The organism is Nocardia sp. NPDC004278 (assembly GCF_053602975.1).
On sequence record NZ_JBSGEQ010000017.1, the window covers coordinates 30000 to 44211 of the forward strand.

At 67.0% G+C, this 14212-nt stretch carries 15 protein-coding genes; 8 read left to right on the forward strand and 7 right to left on the reverse strand.

The genetic code is table 11. The annotated features are described in order from the left end of the window. The first annotated feature begins 31 nt into the window (after nt 1-31). Nucleotides 32-1231 carry an acyl-CoA dehydrogenase family protein gene (locus tag ACWEO2_RS24835; RefSeq protein WP_452407494.1) on the forward strand — a complete coding sequence of 400 codons (1200 nt, stop codon included), beginning with the start codon at nt 32-34 and terminating at the stop codon, nt 1229-1231. A 7-nt stretch (nt 1232-1238) separates the two neighbouring features. On the opposite strand, the gene ACWEO2_RS24840 is transcribed toward ACWEO2_RS24835, so the two are convergent. The 3 genes from ACWEO2_RS24840 to ACWEO2_RS24850 all read right to left on the reverse strand — a co-directional run bounded on the left by ACWEO2_RS24840 (nt 1239) and on the right by ACWEO2_RS24850 (nt 4580). Continuing rightward, a complete protein-coding gene (locus tag ACWEO2_RS24840; protein ID WP_452407495.1) occupies nt 1239-2528 on the reverse strand; it encodes a hypothetical protein in 1290 nt (429 codons plus the stop codon). Nucleotides 2529-2643: 115 nt separating this feature from the next. Further along, the gene (locus ACWEO2_RS24845; protein ID WP_452407496.1) at nt 2644-3849 is read right to left on the reverse strand and encodes an MFS transporter; all 1206 of its coding nucleotides are present in this window, start codon (nt 3847-3849) and stop codon (nt 2644-2646) included. A gap of 203 nt (nt 3850-4052) precedes the next feature. Beyond that, nucleotides 4053-4580: a MarR family winged helix-turn-helix transcriptional regulator gene (locus ACWEO2_RS24850; RefSeq protein ID WP_452407497.1), complete on the reverse strand. Its 528-nt coding sequence runs from the start codon at nt 4578-4580 to the stop codon at nt 4053-4055. A gap of 68 nt (nt 4581-4648) precedes the next feature. Here ACWEO2_RS24850 and ACWEO2_RS24855 point away from each other — a divergent pair, with 68 nt between their 5' ends. The 4 genes from ACWEO2_RS24855 to ACWEO2_RS24870 all read left to right on the forward strand — a co-directional run bounded on the left by ACWEO2_RS24855 (nt 4649) and on the right by ACWEO2_RS24870 (nt 7624). Continuing rightward, nucleotides 4649-4858 carry a VOC family protein gene (locus ACWEO2_RS24855; protein WP_452407498.1) on the forward strand — a complete coding sequence of 70 codons (210 nt, stop codon included), beginning with the start codon at nt 4649-4651 and terminating at the stop codon, nt 4856-4858. Between the two features lie 7 nt (nt 4859-4865). Beyond that, a complete protein-coding gene (locus tag ACWEO2_RS24860) occupies nt 4866-5462 on the forward strand; it encodes a YdeI/OmpD-associated family protein (protein WP_452407499.1) in 597 nt (198 codons plus the stop codon). Between the two features lie 152 nt (nt 5463-5614). After that, nucleotides 5615-6052 (forward strand): carboxymuconolactone decarboxylase family protein, encoded by a 438-nt coding sequence (locus ACWEO2_RS24865; RefSeq protein ID WP_452407500.1) that lies wholly within the window; start codon nt 5615-5617, stop codon nt 6050-6052. Between the two features lie 612 nt (nt 6053-6664). Further along, nucleotides 6665-7624 (forward strand): TIGR04222 domain-containing membrane protein, encoded by a 960-nt coding sequence (locus ACWEO2_RS24870; RefSeq protein ID WP_452407501.1) that lies wholly within the window; start codon nt 6665-6667, stop codon nt 7622-7624. Between the two features lie 265 nt (nt 7625-7889). Here the strand turns inward: ACWEO2_RS24870 and ACWEO2_RS24875 are convergent, their stop codons facing one another. Further along, a complete protein-coding gene (locus ACWEO2_RS24875) occupies nt 7890-8300 on the reverse strand; it encodes a RidA family protein (RefSeq protein ID WP_452407502.1) in 411 nt (136 codons plus the stop codon). A gap of 78 nt (nt 8301-8378) precedes the next feature. Between ACWEO2_RS24875 and ACWEO2_RS24880 the strand changes: the two genes are divergently transcribed. Beyond that, nucleotides 8379-8780: a winged helix-turn-helix transcriptional regulator gene (locus ACWEO2_RS24880; RefSeq protein WP_452407503.1), complete on the forward strand. Its 402-nt coding sequence runs from the start codon at nt 8379-8381 to the stop codon at nt 8778-8780. 244 nt (nt 8781-9024) lie between these two features. Then, a complete protein-coding gene (locus tag ACWEO2_RS24885; RefSeq protein WP_452407504.1) occupies nt 9025-9984 on the forward strand; it encodes a DUF6924 domain-containing protein in 960 nt (319 codons plus the stop codon). Nucleotides 9985-10088: 104 nt separating this feature from the next. Here the strand turns inward: ACWEO2_RS24885 and ACWEO2_RS24890 are convergent, their stop codons facing one another. After that, nucleotides 10089-11105, reverse strand: a complete 1017-nt coding sequence (locus ACWEO2_RS24890) for a helix-turn-helix transcriptional regulator (protein WP_452407505.1) — start codon at nt 11103-11105, stop codon at nt 10089-10091. 97 nt (nt 11106-11202) lie between these two features. Here ACWEO2_RS24890 and ACWEO2_RS24895 point away from each other — a divergent pair, with 97 nt between their 5' ends. Next, the gene (locus ACWEO2_RS24895; protein WP_452407506.1) at nt 11203-12447 is read left to right on the forward strand and encodes an FAD-dependent oxidoreductase; all 1245 of its coding nucleotides are present in this window, start codon (nt 11203-11205) and stop codon (nt 12445-12447) included. Nucleotides 12448-12839: 392 nt separating this feature from the next. Here the strand turns inward: ACWEO2_RS24895 and ACWEO2_RS24900 are convergent, their stop codons facing one another. Together ACWEO2_RS24900 and ACWEO2_RS24905 are read right to left on the reverse strand one after the other, a co-directional pair. Then, entirely contained in the window at nt 12840-13205 is a 366-nt protein-coding gene (locus ACWEO2_RS24900) for a darcynin family protein (RefSeq protein WP_452407507.1), read from the reverse strand. Between the two features lie 100 nt (nt 13206-13305). Then, the gene (locus tag ACWEO2_RS24905; RefSeq protein WP_452407508.1) at nt 13306-14199 is read right to left on the reverse strand and encodes an NAD(P)H-binding protein; all 894 of its coding nucleotides are present in this window, start codon (nt 14197-14199) and stop codon (nt 13306-13308) included. Between the last annotated feature and the right edge of the window lie 13 nt (nt 14200-14212).

A 14212-nucleotide genomic window follows, 5' to 3' on the forward strand; every position in this document is an offset into this window, starting at 1 on the left:
TTGGGTTCCCGGTCAGCGTGGAGGAGAAGTCATGACGCCGTTCACATCTCACAGTGCCGTTCCGGCCGCTGCCGCATCGAGACCGCTCGGGCCGGAGGTGGATATCGCGGAATTGCGGGCGCGCGTGGCAGCTTTCGTCGCGGAAGCAGTGGTGCCCCAGGAAGATGTGCTCGACGCGGGCGGGCCGAGGGCGGCCGTCATATCCGCGGAGCTGCGGGCGGCGGCGCGGACGGCGGGATTGTGGGCGTTGCCGTTACCGGTCGAATGGGGCGGACAAGGACTTTCGTTCGCCGACTACATATGCCTGGCCGAAGCGGAGGGCGCCAGCGATCACGGGCCCGCGATCCTCGGCTCGGCATCGCTGCTGGATGTGTCGATGCTGCAACGACATGGCAGCCACCACGTGCGCGAGAGCTACCTGAAGCATCTGGTCTCCGGTGAGTTGCGCGCCGCCTACGCGATGACCGAACCCGACACTCCCGGCACCGATCCTGCCATGACCGCCACCCGCGCGACCGCCGAACCGGATGGCTCGTGGACGCTGACCGGTCGAAAGTGGTTCGTCAGCGGCGGCGCCGATGCCGACGTGATCACCGTGCTTGCCCGCACCGATGGCGAGGCACCCAGTCGCGATGGGCTCACCCTACTGCTGGTGCCGACCGATACGCGCGGCTTCCGAATCGTGCGCGAGGTACCGGTATTGGGCGTCGGCGGGCAATGGGAGATCGAACTGGACCGGGTCCGGGTACCCGGTGACCACGTGATCGGCGACCTCGGGCGGGCACTGGCCATTGCGGGGGAGCGGCTGCAACTCGGCCGAACGCTGCGGTGTTTGCGCTGGCTCGGACAGGCGGAGCGCGCGTATGCGCTGATGTGTGATCGGGCCCGCGGCCGCACCCAGTCGCGCGGGCCATTGGCCGAACGGCAACTGGTGCAACAGCATGTCTTCGAATCCTTGCTCGCCATCCGCGGCACCCGGCCGCTGGTACACAAAGCGGCCGCGCTGATCAGCGCTGGTCACGATGCTCGGGTGGAGGCCGGTCTGGCGAAGGTCGCGGCGGCCCGAACACTGCAGCAGGTCGCCGACGCCGCGATCCAGGTGCACGGCGCGGCCGGGCTGGGGCCTGATACCGCACTACCTCGGTTGCTGCGCACCGGCCGGATGGCACGCATCCTCGATGGTCCCGATGAGCTGCATATCGAGGCGGTGGCGCGGCGGGTGCTGCGCTGACCCGGGTTCAGGTGTCGAACGGTGCGACCACACCGGTGTGGATGGCCAGGGCGAGTGCGAAAAAGTAGTCGCCCCAAATGAGTTCGTGCGCGGTGGCCAGGTTGGGATCCAGGTCATAGCAGCCGTCCAGCAGCATGCCGGAGTGGTTCAGATGCCGGGTTGTCAGCCGTTCGAGTATCTCGATCGCCCTGTCTTTCAGGCGCTTCGCTCGCTCCGGAACATGATGTGCGGCAGCCAGTTTGAGGAGCGCGACGGCTTGTATGGCGGCTGCGGAGGTGTCCGGTGGCGCATGCGGTGTCATCTCGGCGGCCGGAATCAGCGGTGCGGTGTCATCGATCAACTCCGCGGCGGTGTCCAGGTAGCCGGTATCGATATGCCAGCTCGCATCCGCCAGCGCCAGCAGCAGCCAGGCCCGTCCCCGGCTCCAGCCCGCCCTCGGCTGCGGGCACGCATGCCAATCGCCGTCGGTCCACGCCCAGGCCGGGGTGAACACCGGTTCGGTGCGCCATCGGATGAGGTGGGTGTCCAGATGTGCTTTGGCCGTGGCCGTACCTGTTGCGGTGGCCAGCGGCGGCTTCGGGCGCGCGGCGCGATCGCCGTCGGTCTGGTCCCGTGCCGGGGTGGACGCCGGTTCGGTGCGCCATGGGGTGAGGTGGGTGTTCAGATGTGCTTTGGCCGTGGTCGTACCTGTTGCGGTGGCCAGCGGCGGCTTCGGGCGCGCGGCGCGATCGCCGTTGGTCTGGTCCCGTGCCGGGGTGGACGCCGGTTCGGTGCGCCATGGGGTGAGGTGGGTGTCCAGAGGTGCTCTGGCCGTACCCGATGCCGTGGCCAGCAGCGGCACGATGCCCGCCACGCTATCGACGCGGGCCAGCAATCGCGGGCCGCCGAAGGCCGAACCCCATGGCAGCACGCCGAGTTCGTGATCGAAGTCGTTCAGACAGGTCTGCGCGGCTCGCGCGCCCAGCTCAGCAGCTGTGTCGTCACCCATGGCATTGCTCGCCAAAGCTGTTCCGTACCAGAAGATCAATCCGCGGGTTGCGGTATCCGCGCCGACCCAGTCCGCCAGACGAGCGGTCACCTGCGCGGCGGCCGAACGGTCGTGGGCCGATCCGCTGAGCAGAGCCCGCAGCCACAGCAGACCCGCCCAGAAACCGCCGGTCCAAGAACCGCGCGAGGTCGTCACCCACTCACCGCTGCTGCGCTCGGCATACAACGGGAACCGCTCACCCACGACAGCGCGTGTCTTTTCGGCACGGTCCAATACCGAATTCAACGCCACCTCGGCCCACTCGCTCATTCCCGCACCTCACCTGGGTAGTCCCCGATGCGGAGAAGCTCCAGAACGTCCCCGAGGCCCAAACCTGTGGATTCGGAACCGTTCGGCTCCGCAGTGACCTCGGCGTTTCGCTCGCTCATGCCCGGTCCCGCAATGCCCACGCCCCGGCGACACCCGCGGCGGTCACGAACTCCGCGGCCACCAGCAACCAACTGCCGCTGTAACCGATCGAAGGCACCACTGCGCCGAAAAGCGGTGGCCCCACAGCGAACCCGGCAAAGAACCCGGCCGATACCAATGCCGAGTCCCGCCCAGCCCGACCGGGTGCCGCCCGCTGGATCACCAGCACCATCGACACCGCATTACCCGCCATCCCGAATGTTCCCACCGCGACGACCGCAAGCCAGACCAACCCGTTCACCAGCGGTGCCGCGGCCATGAGCCCCGCGGCGCCCGCCGACCCGACCGCCAATCCCGCGGGCAACACCACTGCCATGCGCGGCCTGCTCGCTACCCGCGCCCACCCGATCCGTCCTGCGATCCCGGCCACGCCGAGCACGGCGACGAGCGTCCCGGCCGCGGCCGCGCTGAGCCCGAGCCGACGCTCTCCGAACAGCGCGAGATAGGTATTGATCGAGGCCATGCCAGCACCCAGGAACAGTGAGTACACCGCAAGCCAACGCACCACGCTCGGCCCGGTCGATGTGACATTCGTCGAACCTATTGCGGCAGCGCCGATTTCCGGCTTATGCCGCGGTGGATCGGTCGGCAAGGTCCACCACACCCATAACGTGACCAGCACCGCCGAACCGGCCGCCACCAACACCGACACCCGCCAACCAGCGACAGCGGCCAACGCCGTCAACGGCAGCCCCGCAGCGATCGCGCCCAATTGCACGCCGGACTGCTTCGTGCCCGTCACTCCCGCTCGCTGCGCAGCCGGAACAACCGCCAAAATCGCCTTGTTGGTCGCCGGATTCGCCAATGCCTGCGGCAACCCACCCAATCCAACCGCCACCAGCAACACCACGTACCCCGGCGCGGCAGCGATCAATCCCAATGCGAGCGCGACCAGCCCCAACAAGGCAACCAGACATCGCCGCGGGCCGAGCACATCCACCGCCCGCCCGGCCAGTGGCGACAGCAGCGCGGCAGTCCCGAACCCGACCGTCGTCGTGAACCCCAACATCGCCGCGGACAACCCGAGATCCGGCACGATCCGTGGACCCAGCGCCCCCACCAAGAACAGTTGCAGCATGGAAAAACCCATGGCGGCGGTCAACACCCCTGCCACCGACACCGTCGCCACCCGGTCCGCACGGACCTGCGGATGTGCCTGCACCGCCGTTCTCCTCCCAGCCACGCCACCGTTCGACGCCCGAACTCACGTAGTCGGGTTGGCGGCTGTCCGGGTTCCCAGCGAATTTCTCCAACCGCCCACTGCCGCGTCCAGACACCTTCCCCCGTATCGAGCCCTCGGCCCGGGGAGTTCCGTCGAACGCAGTCAGATGGTGGTCGCACACGCCACAATCGACCGCCCTATCACTACGCTCGGTGAGCACTGGTCGTAACCGCGTTGTTGACCGGGCATTCGCCTTCGCTCCGGCCGCACGCGGCGAAGTCGCAGAGTCGACACATCCAAGGTTGTGAACGGTCGTTGGTGCCGGTCGCACGTTCCTCGGCTCTGAGGAAGGCCAGTGTGGTCAGCATTGTGTCCAGCGCTGCCGCAAGATTGTCGACCTCGTCCGAGGACAATGCCGATAACGCGCTCGTCAGTGACGTCTCGCGTGTTTGAAGTATCCGTGCGGCCGTGCGGCGGCCAGTTTGGGTCAGGACAAGGGAGACAGCCCGTCCGTCCTGTGCTCCGACGCGCTCGACGAAACCTTCGGTGGCGAGACGGTCGACGAGGCGGACGGTGCCCGAGTGAGTCAGGCCCAGCACGGAACTCAACTGGGTGACCGATCCGCCATCGAGGAACTCGTGCAAGGCGGCCAGTGCGGCGGGGGCCGACGGGCCGAGCGCCGCGACCGCTTCGATGGCCGAGTTCATCCGGTCGGTGACTATGAGGCTCAACGCGCCCAGGGTGTTGGCTGCGTGCTGGCGGCTTGACTGTTTTCGCGTCACCGTTCTAGGTTACATGTATGAGTCATACATATACTTCGTCCGGGCGTCGTGAGTCGACGGCGGCGCTGTCGATGCTGAACATCGACAGCGCGGACCCGGCGAGGCTGGCACGGTTCTACGCGGCCGCGCTCGGCTGGGAGGTCACCTACAGCGCCGACAGTTACGGGATGGTCGAAGGCAACGGCCAACCTTTTTGCCTGAGTCCCCGTTCCCCGGCCGCACCGTAGCCGCGCCGTGTCCGATCTCGCGGAGCTGCTCGTCCAGGACGCCGAGGCGTGGCGCACCTGGTTGGACAGTCATCACGCCGACAATCCGGGCGTGTGGCTGGTGCTGAACAAGAAGGGCGGTCAGGCGACGGCCCTAACCTACGCGCAAGCGCTTGACGAGGCGCTGTGCTTCGGCTGGATCGACGGGCAGATCGCACGACGTGACGACGACAGCTATCGCCAGCGCTTCACGCCCCGTCGGCCGAACAGCCCCTGGTCCGCCAGGAACGTCGAGCACATCGCCCGCCTTACCGAAGCCGGGCGGATGCAGCCAGCCGGGATCGCGGCCGTCGACGCGGCCAAGGCGCAAGGGCGGTGGCAAGCGGCCTACCGCGGGCAGGCCGACATGCAGACCCCGCCCGACCTGCTTCAAGCGCTGGCAACCAATCCCGCCGCGGCCTCCACCTTCGACCAGTTGGACGCCGCCAACCGCTACGCCATCGCCTACCGGCTCAACACCGTCAAGCGCCCGGCGACTCGGGACCGCAAGCTGGCCGAGTATGTCGACATGCTCGCTCGCGGCGAATCCCTCCATCCCCGCAAGCCCCGGAAGGATCGCCAGTGATCGTCCCCATCCCGTCCAACGCCGAAGCAGCACCGCGACCTGGTGGTCGCTGATGCCTGCAAGCGCTTGATGAGGCGCTGTCGCAGACGATCTCGGCCAAGGGTGCATTAGCGCACGTAAACCAACGAAGGGCAGGACCCATGGAAACACGCATGAAGATTGTGGCGAGTCCCGACTTGCTCACAGGGATCGAGCATCTCCAAAAGGCGATTCACGCCAGTAGCGTCGACCCGCTCGTGCTCGAGCTGGTCCATCTGCGGGCCAGCCAGATCAACGGTTGCAGCCCGTGTGTGTTCGCTGGCGTCCAGTCGGCGAAGAAGCTTGGAGAGACCGAGGAGCGACTGCACAGCGTGGTCGCTTGGCGCGAAACCCCGTTCTTCACCGAGAAGGAGCGTGCAGCGCTCGCGCTCGCCGAGGCCGCCACCCGGATCCAGGACGGCTCGGCGGGAGTGACCGACGAGATCTGGGACGCTGCTGCCACCCACTACGACGAGAACCAGATGTCCGCGATCATCCTGAACATCGCAATCACCAACTTCTTCAACCGGATCAACCACACGATCCGGGAGCAGGCCGGCAAGACCTGGTGAAGGCGGGCGTGCGTCATCCGTTCAAACGCCGCGGTGGTCGACGTGGCGATGGGACGGGATCGGTCAGCTCCACCGCTGACCGATCCCGCGCCGCTTCCGGCAGGCCCCCCGTCCTAGGCTCCCACCTTCGGCGGGGGTCTGCATGTTGACCGCCTGTTGTCGCACTTGGGCAGCAGGGAAGCGGTAGGCGACACTGGCGTATGGGATTGGGCTGCGCGTCCACCGGTCGATCAGCTCATCTTGGTCGAGCTCCCTCATTACGCGCGAAAACTACACCGCGCCAACCTCCCTCGACCGGGTTTCGGGAGCGTTCATGTACCGGGGTGCGAGCAGAAGCCTGTTGTAAGGTCTCGAAAGTCCTGTTCTCCAGAATCCGTATGTCTCATGAGATATTGAGGCGTCCCCGTGCAGGTGCGACTGCCCCGCCCGGGGAGTGCGGGGCACTGCGTGCTCGGATGAGGTATCGCGGACGAGGTGTACTCGGCCCGCATCGAATCGAACCCTGTTGTGGCACAAGCGTGCCGGGAGGGGATTCCTGAGCGGGCCGGTCATTGGCGATCGCGCCGATATGCCTCATAATTGGTTCACGGCCACATTCGGGGAGGGTTCGCCGTGACGGGTTTCGTTCTTATCGTCCTGTCCGCGCTGCCGGTTGGGGTATCGGCGCTACTGCGTATCCCGTTGTGGGTGCGTTCGATCCCGGAATTGTCTGCCAGTGAGCTCGGCTACCTGTGGCGCGGCGGGCGTGGCGCTGTCGTCACCGCGGTCAAGTCGCTGGATATGGACGACGTGATCACGATGAACGAGCGCCGAAAATTCCGGCGGACCAGGAAAACGCTACCTTCGGACGCCGACGAGTTGGAGCGCGCCGTCTTCAGCGATGTACGCGACCCGGCACGGTTGTCCGAACTGCCCGAAAAACGGTTCATCCGAAGGGAGTTGGCGGCGACGCGGGACCGGCTCGCGCAGGCAGGCCTGATACCGCGTCTGTGGTGGCGTCGGACCATAGTGGTGGTCACGCTGATTCTGATTGTGGTGGCTGTGGCGGCGTATTGGGAGTCCGATGCCGTCACCTGGGGCAATCTGGCGGTGTTGGTTGCGGGGATTCTTGCCGCGCTCTGCCTGCTGCTATTCAGTCGGCGAACGATCGCGGGAGGGCGGTTGCTGCGCCGGGAGCGTCGCGAGAGCCTTAGTGCACTCGCCGACTGGGAGCCCGCGGAGCCTTCGCCCGCCGGTCCGGGCTCCGACGAAACGGACTCCGCGCGGGGAACAGGGTTCTTTCGAAACCAGCGCTCGCTGTTCAAGCGAATCGTGGCGCTAGGCATGACCGTGGACCTGACCGCGGTCACAGGAATCCCGGTGCCGAGCTATGGCGATCACGGCGGCTCCGATTCGGACGGCTGGCATTGGGATGGCCTGGGTATCTGGGGTTCATCGCACGACGGTCACGGGCACTACGGCGCTGGTCACGGCCACTACGACGGCGGTCACGGCCACTACGACGGTGGTTACGGGCACTACGACGGTGGTTACGGTGGAGGTGACGGCGGTAGCGCTGGCGGTGGTTACTGACCCCGTTCCGGGGACGGTGAGCCGTTATCTCACCGGTTACCGCGCGCGAAGCCGCCAGGCGTCCCCAACCCGAGAACGACTGCTAGGCCGATGTCACCGAGGTCAGACCGGCTCCGCGGGCGCTCCCCCCGCTGGCCGTTGGTGAACGGCCTTCGCCAGTTGCGATCCACACGGCATCGAGCAGGTTCGACTACCGACACAGTGGTGAGGATCGCCCGGGATTCGAACGAAGCCTCACCACTGTCCATGACCAGCGGCCTGGATCTCAGTCGAGCACGGCGAACGCCTCGACCTCGACGAGCACATCGGGCTCGAACAGGTAGTCGACGCCGATCGCCGACAGGGGCGGCAACGGCTGCGGTATCCCGAGTTCGTCTGCGACGCACTCGATTCCTGCCACGAAGTCGTGGTACTTGTCCGGGCTCCAGTGCGTGACGAAGAACCGCAGACGCACCACGTCGGCGAAGCTTGCTCCGGCCCCGGCGAGGCCACGTGCGGTGTTGCGCAGTGCGTGCGCGACCTGACCGGTGAGGTCACCTGTCGCGACAGGGTTGCCGCTGGCGTCGCGCGCGATCTGGCCGGCCACGTGCACTTGGCGAGTACCCGTGCTGATCGAAACATGGTGGTACGGAACAGGAGTGAACATGCCCGCCGGGGTCAGCAGCTGTACTGCCATGGGTGTCCCTTTCGTTATCGGAGTAGGTATCCGATGTCTACCTGGTACTCCAAGGGAACTTCAACGAGACTAGGTGTCGTGCCGGAAACCGCTCCACCACATTCGGATAGCCCTCAGCTCACCGAGCGACACCGCGAGCTGCTCGACCACGTGCTCGACAAGTGGTCACTCCAAGTACTCGACGCACTGTGCGAACGAGGCCCGCTGCGCTTCAACGAACTTCGTCGAACGATCCCCGCCGTGACGCAGAAGTCACTCACCGCCGCACTCCGGCGCCTGGAGCGCAACGGGATGGTCGAGCGCGTCATCACAAGTACGCGACCCGTCGCCGTCGAGTACCGCCTCACGTCCCTCGGACGGTCGTTACAAGACCTCATCGACGCACTCCTGCATTGGGCCACAACCACACTGCCCGACGTCGAGCGCGCCCGCGCACGCTTCGACGACCGGGCTCGAGCTGAAGAAATGCCATCGCTTTGAGATCGGAAGCAGTCGCGCAAGCGTGAGACCAGATCTGGAGCCGCAGGTCGCGCGGGGGTTCAGGTGGTGATGGTGGCGACGGATTCGAGGCCGTAGGTTCGGGCATAGCCGTGCTCGGTGCCGACGAGGAGCACGTTCGCCAGCAGTGGGATGGCACATTTTCTTGCGTGATTGCGCTCGTCGATAGTGTTGCTGCAGAACCAATTTCGACGAGACGACCGCAGCAGCCTTTCAGAGGAGAGTCATGTCCTTTCCCAAGCTTCCCCAGTCGGAGACCGGTGACGTGCTGTTGGTGTGTGCGTGCTACGAGGACGGCATCGCACGGTGGGGCAAGCTATTTCACGAGATAGCGGCCCGCCGGGAAGGCGATGTGCTCGTCGTCGGGGGCAGCGAAGTGCGGCTGCGACCGAGCGAGGACTCCGGGTGGCACTTACTGTACGGCGGAAACGTCCCGGCGCTTGTCGCGGACGGCGGCCCGGTGCCGTCGGTCGTCGTCTTGGCGGACATTCCGGTGGTATACGGCGGGGACGGGCCGTTGCTGGTGGACCTGGCGCTGATACCGGGGCGCGGCGTCCGGGTTCCCTCGGCACGGCTCGGCGCGATCCTGGCCGAACTGCTGGGCGGCGCACTCACGTTCGACCACCTGGTGCGCGACATGGATGTGTGTGGCATGTACCAGGGGGACGGCGGTCGGCCGGCGTTCCCCGCGCCGACGGCGCTGCCGCACCGTCCCTTCCCGGCACTGCCCGCCACCGCTGGCGTACTGCTGGTCCGTACCTTCTTCGACGACGAGGAGGGCTGGCGCGCACTGCTCGACGAGCTGGGTGGAACCGACGAGGATGGCTGGGTCGGCGAAGACCCGGACCTGGACGAGATCGACGTGGGGCACTACCCGCTGACGGCGTTGGTCGTCGACGACCGAGCTTTCGAGGGCCTGCTGCCGGGGCAGGTTCCGGCGCTGGTCCCGCCGCCCGAGGAGCACACCGAGGAGCACACCACGATGGTGGTTCTCGCTGATGCCAGGACCTTTGCCGAGCCCGGCCGACCCCTGACCGCTGTCGACCTTTACGACACCCCGGGGCAGCCCGCCGTCCTGCCCTGCCGCATGGTCGGATCGCTCGCCAGCAACCTCGAGATCAGCAACATGTACTTTTACGAGTTCGTCGCCGTGGAGGATACGGAGCCGTGGTGGGAGAGATCCTGAAAAAGCAGGCTGCCCGCCTGCCGTGAGCATCGGGCAGCAGGGGCGACATCACCATCGCGCGCGCAACGCTGGCGTCGATGAGTCTCGGAAACGGCCATTCAGCCTCACGGATTTTCGTCCTCCGCTGGAATATCCGCGATAGCTCTCCATCGATGCACGAGGCGGCCGCAGGCTTGGACCAGTTCCGGTGGGTGCACGTCGGTGAGGTCGGTGTCGAAGGTGGCGAGGATTCCTGCGATGCCTGCCCAGGACCAAGCTCCGAGGGTGAGTCGGCAGTGGTGTGTGTCGAGGTATTCGACGACTGATCCGCCGGGTGCCCAGCGGGCGACCGTGTCGGCGGGCAGGTTCAGGCGTGCGGCTCCGGTGCATTGCCAGGTGGCGGGGGTGTCGCCTCGGTCGTGGCTGGTCATGACGAAGCGGGCGACATCGCCGCCGGGGAGGTCTCGAGCAGCGAACGAGGTGCGGGTTGTCGTGCGGGGATGAAGGCGGTCGACACGGTGAACGCGCCAGGTGTCGTCTGTGAGGTGGTAGGCGACCACATACCACCGCCCCGCCCAGACGACCAGATGGTGTGGTTCGATACGGAAACCAGGGGTGAAGTCGGCAGCACCAGGATCGGGGCGTGAGCCGTCGGCGCGCAGCATTTCGACGGTGAGCACATGTCGGTGACGTACCGCACCCCCTACGGTTCTCAACGCGTTCGAGTCGATCGGCGGGGCCGGGAACTCCCAGTAGTTCTGCAGCCTGGTCAGCCGCATGGACTCCATGGACGCTCGCAGCCGCGCCGGCATGACCTGCTCGATGGTGTCCAGAGCCCGCGCGGCGTCATCTCCGAGACCGAACACGACGCTTGGGGCGATCTGCAGGGCCACCGCGACCGCGAGTGCCTGGTCGTCGTCGAACAGCAGCGGCGGAAGCGTGTGACCGGCGCCGAGCCGGTAGCCGCCGGCCGGGCCGTGCACGGTGGTGACCGGATAGTCGAGCTGTCGTAGCGTCTCGATGTCACGCCGGATGGTGCGTTCGCTGGCGCCGAGCCGGGCGGCGAGCTCGCTGAGCGGCCACTGTCGGCGTGCTGCGAGCAGCGACAGCAATCGCAGTGCCCGCCGTGAAGTATCTGCCACCGTCACATCATCACCAGTAGAGGCCATTCGGTGTCCACTACCGGTGCCATTGTCGTCTGTGAGAGTTATCCGCCAGCAGTTGAGGAGTTGGAAGAATATGCGCGTCATCGTGGTCGGGGGTGGGATCGGTGGCCTCGCGCTCGGTGCTGGTCTGCGTCGTCGGGGATTCGAAGTGATGGTGTTCGACCGCGACACCCATGTGGCGGCGACCGGGGGCTACCACATCACGCTGGACGGGCGCGCGCAGTCGGCTTTGCGGGATCTGGTCGCACCGGAGATCATCGAACGGCTGCTGGCGTCGGCATCGGCGCTGCGGCTACGGCCCCGGGACGCGTTGTGGGATCGGCGTGGCCGACTGCTGGGACACGGACCGGACCTCAGTGGAGATCCCAGCGTGGACATCGACCGCATCACCTTGCGGACTCTGCTGGCCGAGGCGGTAGGCGACGATCTTCACCTGGGCCGGGCGGTCATCGGGATCGACCGCGCCGAGGACGGCACTCTCCGGGCGCTGTTCGCCGACACCGCACCAGTTCCGTGCGATCTGCTGGTGGGCGCCGACGGAACCCATTCTCTGGTCGCCCGTCACCTAGCCGGCGGCCCCACCAATGCGCCGGCGGGCATCATCGGCTTCTCCGGCAGAACCTGTCTCGACGCTCTGAGCCCACCCGAGCAACAACGGCTCGGCCCGCGATCGGGGCTGGCGATCGGCCCTCGGGGCGCGGCGCTCTACGTCGGTTTTCTCGACCCGGTGGGTAACGCCGTGCTCGACGCACCGGAACTGCGGATGGCGATCACGACCGGCCCTACCTACATCTGGGGCGCCATGTTCCCCGAGTCCGTCGCCACCGACTCGCTGCGGGATCTGCGCGGTGGCGAGCTGCAGGTCGCGCTGCTGGCCGGATTCCGCGATCGGGGATGGAGCGAACACACGCTCGAGGTGATCGCCCGTGCCGACCCGCACAGCGTGGCCGCATTCCGCTTCAATGCCGCCCCAACACGAGTGCGTGACCTCGCCCCCTGGCCCGCCGGTCCCATCACCGCACTCGGCGACGCCGTCCACGCGACCCCGCCGACCGCCGGCATGGGAGCCGGCGCCGCCATCCGCGACGCCGCAAGCCTGGTCGAGCACCTGCGCGAGGTCGCCGCCGACACCACCACCCTCACCGTTGCCGTCAGCAAGTTCGAGGCGGACATGCGGGTACGCGGCAGCGAGGTCCTCACCCTGGCCATGAAAACCGTCCGGCGGATTCTGGCCACCGACACCCCACTCGGAGCGTCCGCGACCGCCGTGGCGACCCCGATCCTGGCTGCCGCCGGTCGTCTCGGGCGCCGACGCTGACGCCGCCTGGGCGGTCCCCGCGGCACACCGGCGCGGCAGACAGGACCATCGAGCCATGGCATGCAACTGTTCAGAACAGGGTGTCGCGCACACAGCGGCCAGTATCCAGTCGGGCTGAGTTGGGCGAGTTCGCCGTCGATGGCGGCTCATTTCCGACGGGATGGCGGCGCGGACGCTGGTCCCGCGGCCTCGCAGGACCACGCTATGAGGTGCAGGCAATCAGTGGTCCATTCGACTCCGAGCTGAAGAATGGCCATCAGCGTAAGACAAAGACTGCGGCCATATTTTGAGACGGGATGGAGAAGTGCAGTTCAGAAAGTTGTTGGTGGCCACGACTTTTGAGACCCGACAGCCGCGTAGGGTCTCAAAACTCGGGGCGGAATCCCAGGGGTTCAGGTGGTGATGGTGGCGACGGGTTCGAGGCCGTAGGTTCTGGCGTAGCCGTTCTCGGTGCCGACGAGGAGGTCGATGACCTCGAAGTAGCGATCCCAGAACGGGGTTTCGCGCAGTGCGTCGATGAGGAGCTGGTAGGCGTGGTGGTCTTCTGCTTCCCAGACCCAGACGTCGGTGATGCGTGCGGAGTAGAACTCGGTGTCGTAGAAGCGTGACCGCACGCCGGTGGTCTTGGCCTCGATGGCGGGCAGGACCTGGGTGGTGAAGGCGTCCACACGTTCCTGGACGGTCAGAGCAAGCCACTCGGGTGTGGTCTTGACGAGCATGAACGCCGTGACCGGTGGTTCGGGTTTTTCAGCGGGCATCAGGGGTGCCTCCAAAGATGTTGGTGCGCTGGACATCATGGGTTCCTCGTGACGGGTGGTGCGCTGGGCATCATGGGTTCCGGGCGACGGGTGGTGGGCCTCAGGAGCGGATAGCGGGCATGAGGGTCTGGGCGCACCACTGCTCGAAACTGGTGGGGGACGCGGTGTCCGGGGTGCGGGCGGCTCCGGCGTCGAGGCCCTGGTCCTTGGCCCGCTTCATGTCGACGACACCCTGGACGAACGCCTCGTTGAGGCCATAGCCGACGAGGGTGGTGTACAGCTCGTCGAGCGACTGGCGTTCGTAGCGGACGGGGCGGCCGAGCTGTTCGGTCATGATGCGGGCCAGGTCGTTGGGGGACAGGTCCTGCGGCCCGAGGACGGGGACGCTGTCGGTGCCGGTCCACGAGCGGTCCAGCAGCAGGCCGGCGGCGACGGCCGCGATATCGGCGACGGCGACGAGGGGGGCTTTGCGGTCGGCGGCAACGACGTCGGTGAACACGCCCTTATCGCGGATCGAGTCGGACTCCTCCAGGAGGTTCTCGAAGAAGGACGGGTTGGCCAGGGCCCGGTAGGCGACGCCAGTGCCGGCGATGAGGTCGTCCATCGCGAGGGAGGCGGTGACCAGGCCGGCGCGGTCGGCGAGCGGGGTACCGCGGCCGAGCGCGGAGACCCCGACGACATGGCCGACGTCGTGGGCGGCGAGCGCCTGCACGGCGGGGCGGGTGAAGCCGCTGTAGCCGTCGTGCGGGGTCTGGGAGGCGTCCGGGGGGACCAGCCAGAAGACGGCGTCCGCGCCCTCGAAGGCCCGGTCGAGGACCCCGGCGTCGGCGTGCGAGCCGGTGATCACCTCGACTCGTCCGCGCGCCGCGTCCGGGAGCCGCGCGGGATCGCGCACGATCACCCGCAGTTCCTCACCCGCGGCGGGGGCGGACTCCAGGAGCCGGGCGAGCAGGGGACGGCCGATGTTCCCGGTAGGAGCAGTAATAACGATCATGAAAGCCTCGCAG

Coding starts and splice junctions, on each gene's coding strand:
- ACWEO2_RS24865 (WP_452407500.1), top strand. CDS start 5,615: ATGAAGATTGTGGCGAGTCCCGACTTGCTCACAGGGATCGAGCATCTC.
- ACWEO2_RS24875 (WP_452407502.1), bottom strand. CDS start 8,300: ATGGCAGTACAGCTGCTGACCCCGGCGGGCATGTTCACTCCTGTTCCG.
- ACWEO2_RS24855 (WP_452407498.1), top strand. CDS start 4,649: ATGAGTCATACATATACTTCGTCCGGGCGTCGTGAGTCGACGGCGGCG.
- ACWEO2_RS24835 (WP_452407494.1), top strand. CDS start 32: ATGACGCCGTTCACATCTCACAGTGCCGTTCCGGCCGCTGCCGCATCG.
- ACWEO2_RS24900 (WP_452407507.1), bottom strand. CDS start 13,205: ATGCCCGCTGAAAAACCCGAACCACCGGTCACGGCGTTCATGCTCGTC.
- ACWEO2_RS24885 (WP_452407504.1), top strand. CDS start 9,025: ATGTCCTTTCCCAAGCTTCCCCAGTCGGAGACCGGTGACGTGCTGTTG.
- ACWEO2_RS24905 (WP_452407508.1), bottom strand. CDS start 14,199: ATGATCGTTATTACTGCTCCTACCGGGAACATCGGCCGTCCCCTGCTC.
- ACWEO2_RS24840 (WP_452407495.1), bottom strand. CDS start 2,528: ATGAGCGAGTGGGCCGAGGTGGCGTTGAATTCGGTATTGGACCGTGCC.
- ACWEO2_RS24895 (WP_452407506.1), top strand. CDS start 11,203: ATGCGCGTCATCGTGGTCGGGGGTGGGATCGGTGGCCTCGCGCTCGGT.